Source organism: Sphingopyxis sp. GW821-FHT12F08, assembly GCF_058806755.1.
The window spans coordinates 162,811-183,965 of record NZ_JBXAQA010000006.1; the positions used below are offsets into that span (position 1 = coordinate 162,811).

Here is a 21,155-nt window from a genome sequence, read left to right on the forward strand (position 1 = left end):
AAACGTGAACTGTAATCGAGTTCAAAGATAAAACAGGAGGGAGAGAGTCAATGGCACATCGTCTGCGAATTCGTCTTTGCGTCACCGTCGCACTCATCGCGTCGCCCGCGCTCGCGCAAGCGCAGGAAGCGCCGCAGGACGGCGACATCGTCGTCACCGCGACGCGTACCGAATCGCTGGCGTCGAAAACGCCGGTCGCCCTGACTGCGGTCAGCGGTGAAGCGCTGGTGTCGGCGGGGATCACGAACCCGACGACGCTGGCCGAGCAGGTGCCGAACCTGTCGATCGATCGCTCCAACGGCCTCCAGATCACGATCCGCGGCGTGACCAGCACCGACGGTACCGAAAAGGGCGACCCGTCGGCGGCCTTCATGACCGATGGCATCTATATCGCGCGAACGCAGGCGCAGGAGGTCAGCTTCTTCGATATCCAGCGCGTCGAGGTGCTCCGCGGTCCGCAGGGCACGCTCTTTGGCCGCAACACCACTGCCGGCCTTGTCAACATCATCACCAACAAGCCGAAGCTCGGCGAGTTCGGCGGCTCGCTCGATGCGGGCTACGGCAATTTCGATACGCAGCAGATCACAGCAATGGTCAATCTTCCGGTCAGCGACGGCATCGCGGTCCGCGCCGCCGCCAATTATGACCGGCGCGACAGCTATTTGATCGAGGGGCCGGCGTGGACGACGTCGCTCGATCCCTACAAGAAGAATATCTCGGGCCGCCTTTCCGCCCTTTTCGACCTCGGCGACGGCGAACTGGTGCTTCGCGGTGACTATTCGTCGATCAAGGGCATGACGATCAATTCGGTCCTGACGAGCAATTTCTTTTCCGGCTTTTCCACGAGCGGGGTCGATCCGGTCTATGTCGGGAACAGCAGCGATTCCGAAACGCTCCGGACATTGCGCGCGCCCTTTGGCGGTTCGATTGCGCGCGACGATTCGACCTGGGGTATCCTCGCCGACTTGAGCTACGATCTCGGTCCGGTGACGGTGAATTATCTCGGCTCCTATCGCGAGTTCGAGCGGCAGGCCGACAGCGCTTCCATATTGGGCGCCGGCGTTGCGGCCTTCCGCAACCGCTTCGACGGCAATTATTGGCAGAACAGCCAGGAGCTGCGCCTGTCGACGAATGGCGACGGTCCGCTCAAGGCGCAGGCCGGCGTCTATTATTTCAAGGAAAAATCGGGCATCGCTTTCCACATCTTCGGTCTGCTGTCGCCGACGCCGGGCACGGTCGGCTATGCTTTCGGTTTCCCGCAGGATCCGACGATCGCGGAATCCTGGGCCGGGTTCGGTCAGCTGACCTATAACCTCGCCGAGACTTTCCGCCTGACCGCCGGCATCCGCTATTCGCACGATGACAAGTCGCGCATCGGCTTCACCGTTCGCTGTGGTTCGGTTGCCTGCGATCAGCCCGGCGATATCCGGACCCCCAATATTGCGCGCCGGAAGTTTTCCAAGACGACGTGGCGGGTCGGTGCGGACTTCGACATCAACGACCGCACGCTCCTCTACGGCGTGGTGGCGACCGGATACAAGGCGGGCGGTTTCAACGATGGCTGCGAAGTTGGCACGAGCGCAGCCTGCACCCTCCCGGCGGAGGCGCTCTACTATGATCCCGAAACGCTGACATCCTATGAAATCGGCCTGAAGACCCGGTTCCTCGACAATGCGGTGCGGATCAACGCCTCGGTGTTCCATTATGATTACAAGGGGATCCAGCTCAGTCAGCTGTCGACCATCTGTGGCGGCCCGTGCCAGGTCACGACCAATGCCGCCGCCGCCAAGGTCGACGGCATCGAACTCGAAGGCGTCGTCACACCCGCGCCGTCGAGCAAGTTCGATTTCTCGGTTTCCTGGCTCAACGCGCGCTACGCCGATTTCTTCCCGACACCGACCGTCGACTGGTCCGGCAAGAAGCTCGACCGTTCGCCGTCCTACGTCTTCACGGCCGGCTATACCCACACGTTCGAACTGGGGAATGGCGGCAACATCCAGGCCGGTGTCCGGACGCGTGCTTCGGACGATTACCGGCTGGCGGCGCTCGGCACGCTGAACCAGTTCCGCGTGCCGGGTTATACCAAGACCGACTTGCTGCTCGCCTATAATGCACCGGACGATCGCTGGTATGTTCAGGCCTTCGCCAAGAATCTCGAGGACAATATCGTCGTGACGACGGCTGCCACGGGCACGTTCGCCACGGCCCAGCTCGCCGATCCGCGTACCTATGGCGTTCGTGCCGGCTTCAAATTCTAGCTGCCGGAGCAGGCATCAAACGACAGGGAGAATGGGCCATGAGAATATTCGCCGCTGTTGCCTTGCTGGGAGCCGCCCTTCCGGCTGCTGCCCAGCTGGCGCCTGTCGTGCCGGTGACCGGCGGAAATGTCGCGGGCTCGGTCGAAGGGGATGTCGCGACCTTTCGCGGCATTCCTTTCGCCGCTCCGCCGGTGGGCGAGCTCCGCTGGCGCGCGCCGCAGCCGGTGATTCCCTGGGAAGGCGTTCGCGATGCGACCGCCTTCGGGCACGACTGCATGCAGCTGCCGTTCCCGAGCGATGCCGCGCCCCTCGGCACACCGCCCTCGGAGGATTGCCTGACCGTCAATGTCTGGGCGCCAGCCGACGCGAAGGGCAAGAAGCTGCCGGTCCTTTTCTGGATCTATGGCGGCGGGTTCGTGAATGGCGGGTCTTCGCCAGCCGTTTACGACGGGTCCGCCCTCGCGCGCGCCGGGGTCGTCTTCGTCAGCTTCAATTACCGGGTCGGGCGTTTCGGCTTCTTTGCGCATCCGGCGCTGCCGGCGGCCGGCGAAGGTCCCGTCGGCAACTGGGGGTTGATGGATCAACAGGCCGCGCTGCGCTGGACCCGCGACAATATCGCGGCCTTTGGCGGCGATCCTGATCAAGTCACGATCATGGGCGAGTCCGCCGGCGGCATGTCGGTGCATAGCCTGCTCGGCGCCCCCGCCGCGCGCGGCCTGTTCCGCGGCGCGATCATCATGTCGGGCGGCGGGCGCACCGCCAGCCAGCAGCGCGAAATGGCGCGCGACCTGCCCGGTCTGCCCTCGGCGGCGGCGATCGGACACAGTTTCGCGAAGAGCGCCGGCGTCGAAGGTACAGACGCCGCGGCGCTCGCCGCGCTGCGCGCGCTGCCTGCAGAGCGCATCGTGTCGGGGCTCAATCTCGCCAGCCTTTTCGCGCCGCCATCGGGTCCGCCGACCTGGTCGAGGCCTTTCACCGATGGCATGACGCTGACCGGCAGCGTCGAGGCGATGTTCGATCGCGGCGAACAGGCGCCCGTGCCCGTGATGGTCGGCGCGACCAGCGCCGACATCGGCTTCGTGCCCGCGACGACGAAAGAGCAGATATTCGAAAGCTTCGGCGCGAATGCGGCGAAAGCGAAGGCGATGTATGACCCCAAGGGCGATGCCGCCTTCTTCGACGTGATGCTGAAGGTCGGTGGCGACCGGTTCATGGTCGAGCCGGCGCGCTATGTCGCCGGTCGCGTGGCCGCCGCCGGGCAGCCAGCCTATCATTATCGTTTTTCCTATGTTGCGGAAACGGCGCGCGAAGGGGCGAAGGGCGCCGCGCATGCCAGCGACATTCCCTATTTCCTCGACACGGTGGCGACCAAATACGGGCCGGCAACGACGGCGAATGACCGGGCCGTGGCGGGGACGATCAGCAGCTTTGTCGTCAACTTCGTAAAGAACGGAAATCCCAATGGACCGGGCCTGGCGGACTGGCCCCGTTTTCGTTCCGGCGAGGTGATGGATTTCGCGGCAGATGGCGTCGCGCGATCCGGCAGCGATCTGTGGACCGAGAGACTCGACATTGTCCGCTCAGAGCCGAACTGAGCGACGTCTGTATTCCAGAATCAGCGCCCAAGAGCCGATTGTCTCAAACCGGCCACTCCATCATGCCGGCAGTCCGATCAGCTTTGTTTCCGGTTGATGGTCAGCCGATCTTGGGTTTTGGATTGGTTAATCGTGTAATGTGCGAAAGGTGCGCATAAATTGTTGTAAAAACTGAGAAAATTGTCCAAGCTGGAGCCGTTGGTCACTCCCACTCGATCGTGCCCGGGGGTTTCGACGTATAGTCGTAGACCACGCGGTTGATGCCCTGCACCTCGTTGATGATGCGCGTCGCGCAGCGGCTGAGGAAGCTCGCGTCGAAAGGGTAGATGTCGGCGGTCATGCCGTCGGTCGAGGTGACGGCGCGGAGCGCGCAGACATGGTCGTAGGTGCGCCCGTCGCCCATCACGCCGACGGTCTTGACCGGGAGCAGCACCGCGAAGGCCTGCCAGATCGCATCGTAGAGGCCGGCGTTGCGGATCTCTTCGAGATAGACCGCGTCGGCCTTGCGCAGGATGTCGCAGCGGTCCTTCGACACTTCGCCCGGGATGCGGATCGCGAGGCCGGGGCCGGGGAAGGGGTGGCGGCCGACGAAGATGTCGGGGAGTCCCAGCTCCTTGCCGAGCAGCCTTACCTCGTCCTTGAAGAGTTCGCGCAGCGGCTCGACGAGCTTCATGTTCATGCGTTCGGGGAGGCCGCCGACATTGTGGTGGCTCTTGATCGTGACGCTCGGCCCGCCAGTGAAGGAGACGCTCTCGATGACGTCGGGATAGAGCGTGCCCTGCGCGAGGAAATCGGCGCCGCCGATCTTCTTCGCTTCTTCCTCGAAGACGTTGATGAACTCGGCGCCGATGAATTTGCGCTTCTTTTCGGGGTCGGTGACGCCGGCGAGGCCGCGCATGAAGCGCTCCTCGGCATCGACCACGACGAGCGGGATGTTATAATGATCGCGGAAAAGCCGCTCGACCTGCTCGCGCTCGTTCATGCGCAGCAGGCCGTGGTCGACAAAGACGCAGGTCAGCTGTTCGCCGATCGCTTCGTGGATCAGCACTGCCGCGACCGCGCTGTCGACGCCGCCCGACAGACCGCAGAGCACGCGCTGGTCGCCGACCTGCGCCTGGATTTCGGCGATCTTGGTGGCGCGGAATTCGGCCATCGTCCAGTCGCCGGCGAGCCCGCAGATCTTGTGGACGAAGTTCGACAGCAATTTCGCGCCGTCGGGGGTGTGAACCACCTCGGGGTGGAACATGGTGGTGTAATAGCGCTTCGCCTCGTTGACGCAGATAGCGAAGGGCGCGTTGGGCGAGGTGCCGACGATCTCAAACCCCTCGGGTGCCTCGGTGACGCGGTCGCCGTGACTCATCCACACTGGATATTTGTTGCCGACCTCCCAAAAGCCGTCGAACAGCGGGCTGGGTTTCAGGATTTCGACGTCGGCGCGGCCGAATTCGGCGGCGTGGCCGCCTTCGACAGTGCCACCGAGCTGGACGCACAGGGTCTGCTGGCCATAGCAGATGGCGAGGATCGGCAGACCGCTGTCGAGGATGACCTGGGGGGCGCGCGGGCTGTCTTCGTCGGTGACCGATGCGGGGCCGCCCGACAGGATCACGCCCTGCGGCTTCATCCGCGCGAAACCCTCCGCCGCGCTGTTGAAGGGGACGATCTCGCTATACACCCCGGCCTCGCGGACGCGGCGGGCGATGAGCTGGGTGACCTGCGACCCGAAGTCGACGATCAGGATGGATTCGGAAGGTTGGATGGACATGGCGCCACCTAAGGATGGACCCGGTTCCTGTCCAGTATTTCTAGGCTATGTGGAAAGCTCGTTGGAGCAACGCTGAACCGTAGCCTTGAGCCTGTCGAAGGGGCTTGTCCTCGACAGGTTCAGGACTACGGTAACGAGTGGTTCGGCGGTCCTACGCCACGGTGCGGTACGGCTGGCAGCGGTCGACGAAGGCGGCGAGTTCGGCGACCGAGCGGCGAGAGTCCGCGTCGTCGTGGCGTTCGAGCACATGCATCCGCCCGGGCCAGGCGCGCAGCTCGACCGGCACCCCCGCCGCGGCGGCGCGGCGCGCGAGCATCGCGGCGTCGGCGAACATCGGGTCGTGGCGGCTGGCGTGGATCGCGATCGGGGGCAGGCCGCGCATGGAGCCATGGGCGGGGTTGACCGCGGCGGCACGCGGATCGGCCGAGCCGAGGTAGAGGCGCGCGCATTGCCGGGCGACGGGGTGGATGTCGCCGCGCGCGGGATCGGGATCGATCCACGGCGAGAGGAAGGCGAGGCCGGCGGGCTGCTTGCCGCGCGCGACGAGGCGCTGCGCCGCGGCGAGCGCGATGCCGCAGCCGGTCGATTCGGCGACGAGGACGATATTCTCCGCCGCATGGCCGCGCGCGATCAGCAGGTCGGCGGCGGTCTCGACATCGTCGATCGCGGCGGGGCAGGGGAATTCGGGGGCGAGGCGATAGTCGCAGATCATCACCTTCGCGCCCGCCTCGCGTGCGATGCGCGTGATCATCGCGGTGAAATGCGGGCCGCGCGGGACGACGAACGAGCCGCCGGGAACATAGAGCAGCACCATGTCGCGCCGGAAGCCAGGGCCGTCGACCCACGACATGGCTGGGCCGTTCGCGAGCGGGCGCTCGACCGAAAGCCCGGAGATCGCGATGTTGAGCATGGCGATATGCTTCGCCTCGGCGGCGACGAAGCGGTCGCGCAGCGTGCGGTAACGCTCGCGCCGCGCGGCGGGGGCGGCGATCGCGGCGGCGCGCGCGAGCTCGGCGGCGACGAGCCAGCCGCCGAGCCGCCAGGGCAGCGCGACGCCGAGGTCGAGCAGGGCGCGGCGGACAAGCGGGGTGGCGCGCGGCATCGCCGTCACTTCCACCCCCGGCAGGTCGAGCGCGAACGCCGCCATCGCCTGTTTCCCCCTTGGCCGAAATCGGCTATATTCCTCGGGATTTTAGGGGCAATGGCGATGCGCATCAAGGGGACCGACCGCAAGGCCGTCGAGGGGCTGGTCGAGGCGTCGGAGACGCTGACCGACTATGTCAAACTCTATCCCGAGGCGAAGCGGCGGATCGTGGAAATCGTCACGGGTGTGGCGGGCGATTATGCCGAGATGGGCATGGAGCTGGTCATCGAAGTCGCCGAGGATGCGGCGGTGCGGGGCGAACGGCTGGGGCGGACTTTCGACCTGACCGCGTCGGAGGCGCTGCTCGCGCTCCACATCGCCGATGGCGGCAGCACCGCCGATTATGCCGCGACGCGCGGGATCACGCGCAACACCGTGCGCAACCAGCTGCAGGCGGTGTTCGACAAGACCGGCGCGCGCCGCCAGACCGAGCTCGTGCGCCTACTGGCGGATTACTGAGCTTTTTTGCGCGCATAGTATGTTCGTATCATGCGGCGCTTGCCCCGCGCGGTCAGGATCGTCCCGTTCAGGCAACAGGGGGCGATCATGGCACCACGATATTTTCGCGCGGCACTTCTCGGCTGTTCGGTCTTCATTGGCGTGACGGCGGCGCCTGCGCAGGCGCAGCTTGGCAGCTTTGCTGCGGACTCGACGTTTGGGCCCCGATACAACCCGTTCGAGGATTTCAGCGCGCGCATTACCGAGATGACGAACGATCGGCTGCGGGCGTATCGCGAGACGCGCCAGCAGCTCATCGACGGGTGGTGCGAGCGGCGCCTAGGCAATCTGAACAGCCTCCACGACATGGTCGAGCGAGAGCAGAACCGGATTTCCAGGGAAGATCTGGCGGCCTATCGCCAGGCGCTGGCGCAGGAGCGGGCCTATCCCTGCCCGCCGGGCGGGCCGCCGACTCCGCCGCCGCCGCCACCACCACCACCACCACCACCTCCTCCTCCTCCTCCTCCGCCGCCCGAGCCGAAGGCCGTCATGCGCGACGGGATCGCCCCCAGCCAGCCCTATGAAGGCCCGTCGGTGACCTATGATCCGGGGCCGCCGCTATCGGGACCGATCTTGCTCGATCCGGGCGCGCGGGTCCTGGCTGACCCGCCGCCGCCTCCGCCACCCGCGCCGCCGCCGGCCGCCAAGCCGGTCGCCGCGAAGCCAGCGCAGGGCCTGACTGCGGATGACGAGAATGAGGTCGCGCGGCAGCAATCGCTCTTCGACGTCATGGAACGCGAGCGCAACGGGATCGAGCCCGAGCGCGTAGGCAACAACGTGCTGATCAGCGTCGGCGTCGGCGAGATCGAGACGCCGGGCACCAATTACGGCTTCGTCCGCGGCGGGCCGGTGCCGACGCCCGAGACTGCGGCCCTCACCGGGCAGCAGCGCTTTCCGGTGATCGTCGTCGAGGGTACCGCGAACTTTCCGACCTTCGGCCGATTCGATCTTCGCTATGCCGAGGGCGATGCGAGCAACAGCATCGACCTGCCCGCCGGCGCCGCGGGCACGGCACGCGGTTTCCCCTACAGCGCCGAATCGCCGAGCGGCAGCACTGGCATCGCGGGCAATGTCCCGATGACCGTCGCGTCCGAGGTCGCGGTGCAGGAGTTCCGCGCGGGCTTCCGCCGCAATGTCTTTCCGCCGGCCAGGGTCGATAGTCCTTTCGACATCTTCGTCGGCATCGAAGGCGTGATACGCGACCGCGACCATCGCGGCGAGGTGTCGATCACGACGCCGGTGATCGCGAACCAGCTGCTCGAACAGGATGTCGACGAGCGCGAGCTGCACCTGCTGCTGGGCGTGGACGCCGAGGTTCCGCTCGGCAATATTGCGCGCTTCCTGATCGGGGCTGAGGTTAGCGGCTATTATTATGACTTTGACCTCGAATCGCTCGAAACGATCGACCAGAATTTCGGCCCGCTCGACGATCGCAGCTTCACCAGGCTGATCGAGGATAGCGAGAGCGGGGTGGGCTATTCGGGGACGATCCGCGGCCAGTTCATCCTCGACCTGGGCGCGCGGCCGGTCGACGGCGGTCACAGCCGGGCCCAATTGTTCGTCGCGGGGCAGGCGAGCTTCTTCAACGACCGCGCGCAGATATTGAACCCGCCGAACGGCGATTTCGTGCAGGCGGGGGGGACGAGCGGGCTCATAACCACCGACGCGATCGACTGGTCGGTGTCGCTCGGGTTCCGGGTGCATCTGGGTGGAGCGGGGCGGTTTAAGTTCTGAGAGGGCAGCAGCCGCATCGGGGTGGGGGCTGCCCTGAGATCCTCCCCACGCGAAGCGATGGGGAGGATCTTTTATGTTCCCTCTCGCCCGAAAACGGTCACCATCCACCCCGCCGTCCGCCGGTCGATATCGACCGTTGGTGGAACAGACGTGGCCCCGACACATTGTTGCGACAATTGCGACATAACTGAACCGCGGCAGCAAACCGGCGTCAGCGGTGGTTCAGCGCGTGCCGGTAAGACCAGACAAAGACAAGAAAAACAAAGGCTCTCTCCCGATGAAATACTCCCGTTCGTCGCTTTCCGTCCGGGCCGCCCTGCTGGCGGCGGGGGCGTCGCTCGCGGGGCCGGCGCTCGCCGAGACCGAGGCCCCGGTCGCGGTGACCGCGACCGCCGCGCAGCCGGTCGACGATATAGCGGCGCAGCCGGGCGAAACCGGCTACGACGATATCCGCGAGGACGACATCGTCGTGACCGCGCCGCGCCTTGCGGGCCAGCTCGACACCGATTTCGCGGCCGAGGCGGAACTCGATGAGGCGGCGATCGCCAGCTATGGCGTCTCGAACGTCGAGGAACTGCTGACCGCGCTCCAGCCCCAGACGCGCTCGGGGCGCGGGCGCGGCAGCGGGCGGCCGATCATCCTGGTCAACGGCCGCCGCGTCGGCGGCTTCGGCGAGGTGCGCAACCTGCCTCCCGAAGCGATCGCCAAAGTCGAGATATTCCCCGAGGAAGTCGCGCTGCAATATGGTTATTCGGCCGACGAGCGCGTCGTCAACCTGGTGCTGAAGCCCAATTTCCGTCAGGTCGCGGTCGAGGCCGAGGGCGGCATTCCGACGCAGGGCGGGCGCTTCCAGAGCGAGATCGAGCCGAGCTTCCTGATGATCGGCGACAATGGCCGCTTCAACTTCAACGCGGGGTGGGAGCATCAGACGATGCTGCGCGAGAGCGAGCGGGGTCTCGATTACGACGATCCCGCGCTCGCTGCGCAGGCGCCCGCGCGCAGCCTGCTCGGTGCGAGCGACGAATATTCGCTCGATGCGACGATCCAGCGCAGCCTGAACAAGGTCACCGACGCGTCGCTCAACGTGCGTTTCGACCAGACCGATTCACTGTCGCTGCTCGGCCCCGGCCTCGGCGGCGTCACCGACCCGCTGCGCCGCGACGGACGCAGCCGCAACCTCGCCACCACCGCGAGCGTCAACGGCATGCTTGGCGACTGGCGCTGGTCGACCTCGGCCAATTATTCCGACGCCGACCAGCGCACCCTCACCGACCGCATCGTCGCCGGGGCCGCCAGGGTCGACCGGTTCGACAGCAGCCAGCAGAGCTTCGGCGGCAATGCCAATCTGTCGGGAACGGTGACCGACGGCTGGGCGGGGCCGATCCGCCTGTCGGCGACCGCGAGCTATTCGGGGCTGCGCTTCGACAGCCGGTCGGACAATGCCAATGGCGTGACGACGACCGACCTTGCGCGCGATGTACCCGGCGTGTTCGGATCGCTGACCATTCCCCTGCTCGACCCCGAATATGAGGTCGGCAAGATCGGGCGCGTATCGCTGACGCTCTCCGGGCAATATCAGGACCCGAGCGATTTCAACGCGCTGAAGAGTTGGGGGGCGAACCTCAACTGGGGCGTCACCGACAGCCTGTCGCTGATCGCGAGCTTCAACCAGGACGAGGCCGCGCCCGGCATCCAGCAGCTCGGCGCCGCGCCGCTGGTGACGCCGGCGGTGACCTATTATGACTTCCGTACCGGCCAGACGGTGCAGATCACGACGACGACGGGGGGCAATCCCTTGCTGCAGGCCGAACAGCGCCGCGACCTCAAGCTCGGCGTGAACTGGTCGCCGCCGATGCTCGAGGGGCTCAACCTGTCGGTGAACTACAACCGCAACCGCAGCTACGACACCGCGAACGCCTTCCCGCTGCTGACCCCCGAGATCGAGGCGGCCTTCCCCGACCGCGTCACGCGCGACGCGAACGGTGTGCTGACCGCGCTCGACCTGCGTCCGGTCAATTTCGACCGCAGCGAGAATTCGCAGATCCGCTGGGGCTTCAACTTCGGCAAGAGCTTCGGCCAGCCGGCGCAGGGCGGCCCCGGCGCGGGCGGTGGGCGCGGCGAGCGTCCGGCAGGCGCCAGCGCGACACCGCCGGCCGGCGAAGGCGGACCGCCCCCGGCGGGCGCCGGGGCGCGGCAGGGCGGCGACGGCCAAGGCGGTCCGCGCGCGGGCGGAGGACGCGGTCCCGGTGGCGGGCCGCGGATGGGCGGCGGTCGCGGGCCAGGCGGTCCCGGCGGGATGTTCGGCGGGCCGCAGGGCGGGCGCTGGCAGGTCTCGCTCTATCACACGATCAAGCTCACCGACACGGTGCTGATCCGTCCGGGCGTGCCCGAACTCGACCTGCTCGACGGCTCGGCGACGGGCAGCGGCGGGGGCAGCAACCGCCACCTCCTCGAACTCGATGGCGGGGTGTTCAACAAGGGTTTCGGCGTGCGGCTGAGCGCGAAATACGACAGCGGCAGCACGGTCACCGGCGGCAGTGCGGGCGATCTGAAGTTCGGCGACCTCGCGACCTTCAACCTGCGCTTCTTCATGGATTTCAATCAGAAGCCGAAGCTGATCGAGAAGCTGCCCTTCCTCAAGGGCTCGCGCCTGCGACTGTCGGTCGACAATCTGTTCGACGCGCAGCGCAAGATCACCGACGGCAACGGCCTCGTGCCGCTGAATTACCAGCCAGGCTATATCGACCCCTTGGGCCGCTATATCGAACTGGAGTGGCGCAAGGCTTTCTGATTTTTCAAACCCTCCCCTTCAGGGGAGGGCAGCGAGACTTGGGAACTTGTTTCCTAGTCGCAGCGGGTGGGGTTTCGCAGCCCTTGCGCTACGCCGACAGGCCCCACCCCAACCCCTCCCCTGAAGGGGAGGGGCTTATGTTGTCGACCGGCACGAAGGTCAGCGCCTTGGCGAATTGCGCGGTACAGCCCGCCCAATTGTAGCGCGCGCCGAGCGCGGCCGCCGCGTTGCGGTCGCAGGTCAGCGCCGCGGCGATCGCGGCGTCGAGATTCTCGTCGAGCGCCCCCGCGCCGTCGCGGACGATGTCGCCGGGGCCGGGCACCGGATAGGCGGCGACCGGGGTTCCCGCGCTCAGCGCCTCGATGATCACGAGGCCGAAGGTATCGGTCCGGCTGGGAAAGACGAAGACATCGGCGCCGGCGTAAGTCGAGGCGAGCGCTGCGCCCGTCTGTTTGCCGAGGAAGATTGTGTCGGGGTAGCGCGCCTCGAGCTCGGCGAGCGCGGGGCCGTCGCCGACGACGACCTTGGTGCCCGGGTGGCGCGTGTCGAGGAAGGACTCGATATTCTTCTCGACCGCGACGCGGCCGACATAGAGCTGGATCGGGCGCTTGAGGCAGGCAAAGGCGGGGTGCGCCGCGCGGTCGGGATGGAAAAGCTCGTGATCGACCCCGCGTTCCCACATCATCGTCTGCGTCAGCCCCTGCTCGGCGAGTTCGCGCGCCAGACTGCGCGTCGCGACCATGATGTGGCGCGCCGGGCAGTGGAACCAGCGGATGAAGCGCCACACGAAGGCGGGCGACAGCGGCAGCCGCGCCGCGACATACTCGGGAAAGCGCGTGTGATAGGCCGTGGTGAACGGAAATTGGTTGCGGATGCACCAGCGCCGCGCCGCCATGCCGAGCGGTCCCTCGGTCGAGATATGAATTGCCTGCGGCGCGAAGGCGCGGATATGTCGCCCGACCTTGCGCCAGCCCGCGAGCGCGAGGCGGATTTCGGGATAGGAGGGACAGGGGAGCGAGCGGAAGAGGTCGGGCGAGATCACCCCGACCTCGTGCCCCGCCTTGCGAAGCTCGCCGATCGTCGCCTGCAGCGTGCGCACGACGCCGTTGACCTGCGGCTCCCACGCGTCGCTGACGATCAATATCCTCATGCGGCGCGCGCCGGCGCGGGCAGTTCGAGCGGGGTCGGCGCGATGCGGTTGGCGACCTCTTCGGCCCAGTGGAGGATCTCCATCGTGCCGTCGTGATGCTCGACCAGCGCGGTGCAGCCCTCGACCCAGTCGCCGTCGTTGTAATAGGAGACGCCGTCGATCTCGCGCATCTCGGCGCTGTGGATATGCCCGCACACCACGCCATCGACCCCGCGCGAGCGCGCGGCGTGCGCGACGACCTCCTCGTAGCGGCCGATGAACTGGACCGCGTTCTTGACCTTGTGCTTGGCGACCATCGACAGCGACCAATAGGGCAGGCCGAGCTTGTTGCGCACCCAGTTGACCGCGACATTGCACTTCATCAGCGCGGTGTAGGCGGCGTCGCCGACGAAGGCGAGCCAGCGGTGCGCGAGCATCACCGCGTCGAAATCGTCGCCGTGCACGACGAGCAATTTGCGCCCGTCGGCGGTCTCGTGGATCGCCTCGCGTCGGATTTCGACCCCGCCGAAATCGAAGCCGTCGAAGGGCTTGATCATCTCGTCATGATTGCCGGGGACATAGACGACGCGCGTGCCGCGCTTCGCGCGCTTCAGCACGCGCCACACGACGTCATTATGCTCTGGCGGCCAGAAATGGCGTTTCTTGAGCCGCCAGCCGTCGATGATGTCGCCGACGAGGTAGAGCGTCTCGCAATCGACATGGTCGAAGAAGTCGATCAGCAGCGGCGCGTTGCAACCGCGCGTGCCGAGGTGGATGTCGCTGACCCAGACGCTGCGATAATTGCGGCGCTCGCCGATCACCCGCTCGGGAATATGCGGATCGGTGGTGAAGGGATCGGGGAAACGCGCGGGGATCGGCAGGGTGGAAATCGATGCCATGTGTCGCTCCGGAGGCAGCCTGTGCTGCCCCCGGCCTAGACAGGAGTTTTGTTACACGGTGCGAATCAAAGCCGCGACAGTTCGGAGAAAGTTTTGCGGCGGTTCGGTGACGTTGCCCATTTGACACATGTGGCTTTAACCATGATCCAATCAGGTTCGCCGGATCACCAAGTTGCGAATTTCGCTCATGTCTTCAATGGCAAAGCGCACGCCCTCGCGGCCGAGCCCCGAATCCTTCACCCCACCATAGGGCATGTTGTCGACGCGGTAGCTCGACACGTCGTTGACGACGATGCCGCCGACGTCGAGATGGTCCCACGCTTCCAGCACCTTGTGCAGGTCGCGCGTGAAGAGACCCGCCTGGAGGCCGAACTTGCTGTCGTTGACCTCGGCCAGCGCGGCCTCCCAGTCGGTGAATTTGCTAAGCACGACGACGGGGCCGAAGGCTTCCTCGACCACGACATCGGCGTCGGCGGGGACATTTTCGAGAAGCGCGGCCTCGAGCATGTTGCCCTCGCAGCCGCCGCCCGCGAGCAGGGTCGCACCCGCGGCGACCGCGGCGTCGATCCAGCCTTTCAGGCGCGTCGCTTCCTTGACCGAGATCATCGGGCCGATAAAGGTATCGCGCAGCTTCGGATCGCCCGATTTCAACGTCTTGACCTTCGCGGCGAGCCTATCGCGGAACTGGTCGTAGATATCGGCGTGGATGATCACGCGCTGGACGTGGATGCAGCTCTGCCCCGACTGGTAATAGCCGCCGAAGATGATCCGCGCGAGCGCATGGTCGAGGTCGGCGTCCTTGTCGACGACCACCGCGGCATTGCCGCCGAGTTCGAGCACGACCTTCTTCTTGCCCGCCTTGGCCTTGAGGTCCCAGCCGACGCCGGGTGAGCCGGTGAAGCTCAGCAGTTTCAGCCGTGGGTCAGTGGTGAACAGGTCGCTGCCCGCACGCGCGGCGGGCAGGATGCTGAACGCGCCCTCGGGCAGGATATCGCATTCGGCGAGCACCTCGCCCATGATGATCGCGCCGAGCGGCGTCATCGACGCGGGTTTCATCACGAAGGGGCAGCCGATCGCGATCGCCGGCGCGATCTTGTGCGCGGCGAGGTTCAGCGGGAAATTGAACGGCGATATGAAGCTGCACGGGCCGATCGGCACGCGCTTCCACATCCCCATATAGCCCTTGGCGCGCGCCGAAATGTCGAGCGGCTGGATTTCGCCATAGTTGCGCACGGCCTCCTCGGCGGCGATGCGGAAGGTGTCGATCAGCCGTCCGACCTCGCCCTCGGCATCGGCGATCGGCTTGCCCGCCTCGACGCAGAGCGCATAGGCGAGTTCGTCGAAGCGTTCCTTGAAGCGCATGACGCAGTGGTTGAGGACGTCCTGCTTCTCATAGCTCGCGAGCCGCGCCATCGGTTCGGCCGCGCGCACGGCCCCCGCGATGGCCGCGTCGATGACGTCGGGGGTCGCGAGCGCGGTGCGGAAAGCGACCTCGCCGGTATATTTGTCGATCACCTCGAGATCGGTGTTCGGCTGCGCCGCCTTGTTGTTGAGGTAGAGCGGGTAGACGTCTTTGAGTTTCATTCAGCTTCTCCCCCCTCCCGCAGGCGGGAGGGGTTGGGGGTGGGCATGAAACGGGTGGGCTGGAAGGCCCACCCCGCTGCGACTAGCGAGCAGGCTCGCAAGTCTCGCTGCCCCTCCCGCTTGCGGGAGGGGAGCGGAAATCAAAGCTCCTTCGACAGCTTCTTGATGTCGATGTTCAGGATCTGGTCATTCTCCGAATAGTCGACCGGGCAGTCGATCAGATGCACCCCCGGCGTGCTCAGCGTATGCGCCAGCAGTTCCTTCAAATGCGCGGCGCTTTCGACGCGATGCCCATGCGCGCCATAGCTTTCGGCATATTTGACGAAATCGGGGTTGCCATAGGTCAGCCCCCAATCCTTGAAGCCCATGTTCGCCTGTTTCCAGCGGATCATGCCATAGCTGTTGTCGTTGAGGATCAGCACGGTGATGTTGAGCCCCAGGCGGACCGCGGTCTCCATCTCCTGGCTGTTCATCATGAAGCCGCCGTCGCCGCAGATCGCCATGACCTTGCGCCCCGGATAGACCATCGCCGACATCATCGCCGACGGCAGCCCCGCGCCCATCGTCGCGAGCGCATTGTCGAGCAGCACGGTGTTCGGGCGATAGGCGGTGTAACCGCGCGCGAACCAGATCTTGTACACGCCATTGTCGAGGCAGATGATCCCGTCGTCGGGCATCGCATCGCGCACCGACTGGACGAGGTGCGGCGGGAAGATCGGGAAGCGCTCGTCCCTGGCGAGCGGCGCGGTATGGTCGACCTCGCCCTTGCGATAGGCGAGGAGATGGTCGAATTTCCAGCCGCCGTTGGGGACGATGTCTTCCTTGATCTGCCACACCGCATTGGCGATGTCGCCGATCACCTCGATATCGGGAAAATAGACCGGATCGACCTCGGCGGTCTTGGTCGAGACGTGGATGACGGTCGGGCCGCCCGCTTTCATGAAGAAGGGCGGCTTTTCGATCACGTCGTGGCCGAGGTTGACGATGCAGTCCGACGCCTCGACCGCGCGGTGGACGAAGTCGCCCGCGGACAAAGCGGCGCAGCCGAGGAATTTCGGGTGGCGCTCGTCGATCACGCCCTTGCCGAGCTGCGTCGTGAGGAAGGGAATGCCGGTCTTTTCGATGAACTGCAGCAGCATGCGGCTGGTCATCGTGCGGTTGGCACCGGCGCCGATGACGAGCACGGGCGAGGTCGCTTCCTCGAGCGCCTTCACCGCTTCGCGGATCGATTTGACGTCGGCGGTCGGGCGGCGCGCGTGGCTGCGCTTCAGGGGCAGGCTGTCGGTATGCTCGTCGGCGATATCCTCGGGCAGCTCGATATGCACGGCGCCGGGCTTTTCCTCCTCGGCGAGGCGGAAGGCTTCGCGGACGCGGCTCGGGATATTGTCCGACGACGCCATCTGATGCGTGAATTTGGTGATCGGCCCCATCATCGCGACGACGTCGAGGATCTGGAAGCGACCCTGCTTCGATTTCTTAATCGGTTTCTGGCCGGTGATCATCATCATCGGCATGCCGCCCAATTGCGCATAGGCGGCGGCGGTGACGAAGTTGGTCGCGCCCGGCCCCAATGTCGCGAGGCACACCCCTGTCTTGCCGGTGTGGCGGCCATAGGTCGCCGCCATGAAGCCCGCGCCCTGTTCGTGGCGGGTCAGGATCAGCTTGATCTTGGTCGACCGCGACAGGCTGTCGAGAAAGTCGAGATTCTCCTCGCCGGGAACGCCGAAAATATACTCGACGCCCTCTTCCTCGAGGCATTCGATGAACAGGTCGGATGCTTTTTTCATGTGACAGTCGCCCCCTCAGCTCCGCACCCACCGGTGCGGCCCTTAGCCCGTGCCGGCGACCCTCAGCACAATGTCTGGCGCAGCGGCGCTCGTCGTAAGGCCGCGAGTCCCTGCTGCGTTGGAAGCGGTTGTAACGAGGGGATAAGGGGTTGTCACCCTAGCGCGGGCGACGCCGCGCGATCAGGGCCTGTCGATCCACAAATCGCGGTCGAGGCGGCCGGTGACTTCGGATCCGGCGGGGATTTCGGCGCTGCGCCCGGTCGCGATGAAGGGCAGGAACAGAAAGGCGGCCGCGGTGGCGACGCCGTCGCCCCCATCCTTCTTGCCGCGCGCTTCCAATGAGCCGCTGACGCGCAGGCTGCCGCCGGGCAGCTCGGCGTAGAGCAACCTTATATCGAGTTTGCCGGACTTGCCGAAGGCGCCGCGTTCGCGGGCGTCGGAAAGCTGCGCGACGACCACGGTACCGGCCTCGACCGCGGTGACGCCGTCCATGAGCAGCGGCGCGGCGACCTTCAGATGCAGGAGGTCGCCCTTCACATTCTTCTTGCTCGAAATCGCGTTGGTCGTGACGAGGTCGATCACGGTACCCGCGGGAACGAGGATGCGCGTTTCGGACGACGGCGCGATCGGGGTCGCCACGATGGCGTCCTGGGCGATCGCAGGCGTGGCCAGCGCGAGGCCGGCGGCAAGGCCCAAGGCGGCGCGGCGCGTCAGGCGCATCAAAGGCCCGCGGGCCGCGGCAGAGCGGTGTCTTGCTCGACGAACCCGGTCATCAGCTCGCCCGCCTTGATCTTCGCATTATTGCCCTTGGCAAACAGGCCCAGCGGGCCGAGCGCGAGGATGCCCAGCGCCATCTCGCCCGAGCCGCTCGCGCCCTTGGCGTCGTTCGAACCGCTGATCGGCACCTGCACGCCGCCGATGTCAACATAGAGCAATTTTGCCGAAAGCTTGCCCGACTTGCCGGCATTGCCGCTCTTCTCGGCCTCCAGGACTTCGCCCCAGCCGGTCGCGCCGATGGGGATGATCATGACGCCATCGACCGACACCGGCTTGTCGACGCGCAGCTTGAAGCGGTGACCCGCCTGGTGCGTCTTTGTCGTCACCTCGGACACCACCATGAAATGGATCGGCGTGTCGCGCCGCAGCATTAGCTCCGCGGGCGCCGCCACCGGGGGCGGGGGAAGCGCTTCGGCCATGATCGGCGCGGCATTTTCCGCCGCCGGAGCCGGCTCGGCGACCGGTGTGTCCTGCGCGGTCGCCGCCAGCAAGGCGGCTGCGGCAGCGATATGTATCGAAAGCATAAATCCCCCTGCAACCCAAGCAAATATCTACGCCCAATATCCGATGAATTGAAGAGAGAATCGGGTTGACGTCGTGCGGCCGGAGCGCGAACTAGACGGACCACTCAGGGGGAGCAGAAAATGAAGTCTATCAAGATTCTCGCGGGCGTCGCAGTCGCCGCCATGCTGGTTTCGACGCCGGTCATGGCGAAGAAAAAGGACGCTACCTATGTGATGGTGAACGAGGAGATGGGCGTGCCCGTCTTCCCGCACGACATCACCGACAAGCCGTACAAGATCGTCGGCGTCGTCACCGCGGGCGTGCGCAAGGCGACGATCTTCAGCAAGGAACCGTCGCAGCAGAAGATCTACAACGAACTGTGGGAGCGCGGCGAAAAGCTGGGCGCCGACGCGGTCATCGGTGCGAAATATGGCGACAGCCACATGACCGCGATGAGCTGGGGCAGCACCAAGGCCGGCGGCGTGGCGATCAAATTCCTGACCGAGGCCGAGATCGCCGCGGGCACGAAGGGCGATACGCTCGAGGGCTTCGATCCCGAGGCGTGGGCCGGCAAGAAGATGTGAACCGGTCGCCGCGCTATTGGCGGTGAGGATGAGATGAGAAGGGAGCGGCGCTTGCCGCTCCCTTTTTTGTTGTGGAGCGTGATGTCGGCTTTGGGGTGGGGAGCTGCCCTTCAAATCTCGTCATGCTGAACTCGTTTCAGCATCCATGGCCTGAGCTCTCGTCCGGCGCTGCGTCGAAGGAAGCGGCAGACCATGGATCCTGAAACAAGTTCAAGATGACGAGCTATAGTTTGGCCCGAACCCCGCCGCCGCTCAATCTATGTCGAACAGCCCGGCCAACTGCTCGACCATCGTGCCGCCCAGCTGTTCGGCATCCATGATCGTCACCGCGCGGCTGTAATAGCGCGTCACGTCATGGCCGATGCCGATCGCGCAAAGCTCGACCGGCGAGCGGTTCTCGATCCATTCGATCACCTGGCGCAGGTGCTGGTCAAGATAGGCGCCATGGTTCACCGACAGTGTGCTGTCGTCGACCGGCGCGCCGTCCGAAATCACCATCAGGATGCGGCGTTCCTCGGGGCGGTTCACGATGCGGCTATGCGCCCAGATCAGCGCCTCGCCGTCGATATTTTCCTTGAGCAGCCCCTCGCGCATCATCAGCCCCAGCGACTTGCGCGCGCGGCGATAGGGCTCGTCGGCGGGCTTGTAGATGATGTGGCGGAGGTCGTTGAGGCGTCCGGGATGCGCAGGGCGGCCGGCGGCGAGCCAGTCCTCGCGGCTTTGCCCGCCCTTCCACGTCCGCGTCGTGAAGCCGAGGATCTCGGTCTTCACGCCGCAACGTTCGAGCGTGCGCGCGAGGATGTCGGCGCTGATCGCGGCGATGCTGATCGGGCGCCCGCGCATCGAGCCCGAATTGTCGATCAGCAGCGTGACGACGGTGTCGCGGAAGTCGGTGTCGCGCTCGATCTTGTAGGACAGCGATTGGCCGGGCGAGACGATGACGCGCGCGAGGCGCGCGGCGTCGAGCTGGCCTTCCTCCTGGTCGAAATCCCAGGCGCGGTTCTGCTGCGCCATCAAGCGGCGCTGGAGGCGGTTGGCGAGCTTGGTCACCGCGCCCTGCAGATGCTGCATCTGCTGGTCGAGATAGGCGCGCAGACGCGTCAGCTCGTCGGCATCGCACAGCTCGGTCGCGGCGACGATCTCGTCATGTTTCTCGGTGAAGCGCAGATAGTTGAAGTCGGGGACGTCGGTTGGCAGGCGGTTGGGACGCACGGGCAGCATGCCCTCGTCGCCTTCGCCGCCCATTTCGGGCTCGCCGTCGGCCTCCATTTCCTGCGCGTCGGGATCGCTGTCGCCGTCGTCGGCCTGGTCGCCCGCGGTCTCGGCGCGCGCGTCGACCTGGCTCTCGCCGCTGCCGCCGTCCTCGCTTTCCTGTTCGTCCTGCGACTCCTCGGCCTCGCTCTCGTCCTCCTCGCCGCTGTCTTCGGCGCCATCGTCCATCGGCTCGTCGCCATAGATGAGGTCGAGGTGGCGGAGCGCGAGCTTGGCGGTCTCAGCAAAGGCGACCTGATCGTCGATCTGCATCGCCAACGCCTCGATGTCGCCGCCGGCCTGGCGCGCGATCCAGTCGCTGATCAGGCCGAGGCCGGTCTCGGTCCCCGGCGGCGGTGCCTCGCCGGTGAGCGCCTCGCGCAGCATCAGTTCGAGCGCCGAGGAGACGGGCACATCGTCGCGGCTCTGCGCGCGCGCGATCGGGTCGCTGCGCATCCGCATCGCGAGGCTGGCCGACAGATTGCTGCGCATCCCGTCCATATGGCGCGCGCCGAGCGCCTCGATGCGCGCGCGCTCCATCGCGTCGAAGGCCGCGGCGGCGAGCGGCTCGGCGGGGCGCGCGGCGGCGTGCAATTTCTCGCTGTGGTGTTTCATCCGCAGCGCATAGGCGTCGGCGAAACCGCGCGCCTCGGCGACCTGCTCGGCGGGCAGCGTGCGCGACGGGGTGGGGACCTTGATCGTCTTGCCGATCTGCGCGGGGGCGTCGGCGGTGAAGCCGACCTCGACCTCAGCATCGCGCGTGACGGCGCGCGCGACGCTCGACAGCGCGGCCTTGAAATCGTCGAGGGGAGAGGAGGCGGTCATGGTGACTCGGCTCTAACCAGCTTTGCGGCGGGG

At 66.1% G+C, this 21,155-nt stretch carries 15 protein-coding genes; 6 read left to right on the plus strand and 9 right to left on the minus strand.

Going from position 1 to position 21,155, the window contains the following annotated elements; all coding sequences use genetic code 11:
* Window positions 1-50 precede the first annotated feature (50 nt).
* On the plus strand, window positions 51-2,258 hold the full coding sequence (locus tag AC1RNQ_RS16830) for a TonB-dependent receptor (RefSeq protein ID WP_493172902.1): 2,208 nt from the start codon (window positions 51-53) through the stop codon (window positions 2,256-2,258).
* Between the two features lie 38 nt (window positions 2,259-2,296).
* Window positions 2,297-3,853 (plus strand): carboxylesterase/lipase family protein, encoded by a 1,557-nt coding sequence (locus AC1RNQ_RS16835; RefSeq protein WP_493172903.1) that lies wholly within the window; start codon window positions 2,297-2,299, stop codon window positions 3,851-3,853.
* 202 nt (window positions 3,854-4,055) lie between these two features.
* Here the strand turns inward: AC1RNQ_RS16835 and guaA are convergent, their stop codons facing one another.
* Both guaA and AC1RNQ_RS16845 read right to left on the minus strand, forming a co-directional pair.
* The gene (gene guaA / locus AC1RNQ_RS16840; protein ID WP_493172905.1) at window positions 4,056-5,615 is read right to left on the minus strand and encodes a glutamine-hydrolyzing GMP synthase; all 1,560 of its coding nucleotides are present in this window, start codon (window positions 5,613-5,615) and stop codon (window positions 4,056-4,058) included.
* 151 nt (window positions 5,616-5,766) lie between these two features.
* Window positions 5,767-6,762 carry an alpha/beta hydrolase fold domain-containing protein gene (locus AC1RNQ_RS16845; RefSeq protein WP_493172906.1) on the minus strand — a complete coding sequence of 332 codons (996 nt, stop codon included), beginning with the start codon at window positions 6,760-6,762 and terminating at the stop codon, window positions 5,767-5,769.
* 60 nt (window positions 6,763-6,822) lie between these two features.
* Here AC1RNQ_RS16845 and AC1RNQ_RS16850 point away from each other — a divergent pair, with 60 nt between their 5' ends.
* From AC1RNQ_RS16850 to AC1RNQ_RS16860, 3 genes are all read left to right on the plus strand, one after another.
* A complete protein-coding gene (locus AC1RNQ_RS16850) occupies window positions 6,823-7,218 on the plus strand; it encodes a helix-turn-helix transcriptional regulator (protein WP_493172909.1) in 396 nt (131 codons plus the stop codon).
* Window positions 7,219-7,305: 87 nt separating this feature from the next.
* Entirely contained in the window at window positions 7,306-8,991 is a 1,686-nt protein-coding gene (locus AC1RNQ_RS16855; protein WP_493172911.1) for a hypothetical protein, read from the plus strand.
* Window positions 8,992-9,268: 277 nt separating this feature from the next.
* The gene (locus AC1RNQ_RS16860; protein ID WP_493172913.1) at window positions 9,269-11,782 is read left to right on the plus strand and encodes a TonB-dependent receptor plug domain-containing protein; all 2,514 of its coding nucleotides are present in this window, start codon (window positions 9,269-9,271) and stop codon (window positions 11,780-11,782) included.
* An 88-nt stretch (window positions 11,783-11,870) separates the two neighbouring features.
* On the opposite strand, the gene AC1RNQ_RS16865 is transcribed toward AC1RNQ_RS16860, so the two are convergent.
* The 6 genes from AC1RNQ_RS16865 to AC1RNQ_RS16890 form a co-directional block, all read right to left on the minus strand.
* Complete coding sequence (locus AC1RNQ_RS16865) at window positions 11,871-12,932, minus strand: glycosyltransferase family 4 protein (RefSeq protein ID WP_493172915.1); 1,062 nt, start codon at window positions 12,930-12,932, stop codon at window positions 11,871-11,873.
* On the minus strand, window positions 12,929-13,810 hold the full coding sequence (locus AC1RNQ_RS16870; protein ID WP_493172916.1) for a UDP-2,3-diacylglucosamine diphosphatase: 882 nt from the start codon (window positions 13,808-13,810) through the stop codon (window positions 12,929-12,931). Before AC1RNQ_RS16870 ends, AC1RNQ_RS16865 begins: the two co-directional genes overlap by 4 nt.
* A gap of 150 nt (window positions 13,811-13,960) precedes the next feature.
* Window positions 13,961-15,394, minus strand: a complete 1,434-nt coding sequence (locus tag AC1RNQ_RS16875) for an aldehyde dehydrogenase family protein (protein ID WP_493172918.1) — start codon at window positions 15,392-15,394, stop codon at window positions 13,961-13,963.
* Window positions 15,395-15,534: 140 nt separating this feature from the next.
* Window positions 15,535-17,181 carry an acetolactate synthase large subunit gene (locus AC1RNQ_RS16880; RefSeq protein WP_493172920.1) on the minus strand — a complete coding sequence of 549 codons (1,647 nt, stop codon included), beginning with the start codon at window positions 17,179-17,181 and terminating at the stop codon, window positions 15,535-15,537.
* Window positions 17,182-17,361: 180 nt separating this feature from the next.
* On the minus strand, window positions 17,362-17,901 hold the full coding sequence (locus AC1RNQ_RS16885) for a hypothetical protein (RefSeq protein WP_493172922.1): 540 nt from the start codon (window positions 17,899-17,901) through the stop codon (window positions 17,362-17,364).
* On the minus strand, window positions 17,901-18,482 hold the full coding sequence (locus AC1RNQ_RS16890) for a hypothetical protein (protein WP_493172924.1): 582 nt from the start codon (window positions 18,480-18,482) through the stop codon (window positions 17,901-17,903). The genes AC1RNQ_RS16885 and AC1RNQ_RS16890 overlap by 1 nt, the downstream gene beginning before the upstream one ends.
* 120 nt (window positions 18,483-18,602) lie before the next feature.
* Here AC1RNQ_RS16890 and AC1RNQ_RS16895 point away from each other — a divergent pair, with 120 nt between their 5' ends.
* Window positions 18,603-19,046 (plus strand): hypothetical protein, encoded by a 444-nt coding sequence (locus AC1RNQ_RS16895; RefSeq protein WP_493172925.1) that lies wholly within the window; start codon window positions 18,603-18,605, stop codon window positions 19,044-19,046.
* Between the two features lie 252 nt (window positions 19,047-19,298).
* On the opposite strand, the gene cobT is transcribed toward AC1RNQ_RS16895, so the two are convergent.
* Window positions 19,299-21,122, minus strand: coding sequence for a cobaltochelatase subunit CobT (cobT, locus tag AC1RNQ_RS16900; protein WP_493172926.1), 1,824 nt, complete (start codon window positions 21,120-21,122; stop codon window positions 19,299-19,301).
* Window positions 21,123-21,155 lie beyond the last annotated feature (33 nt).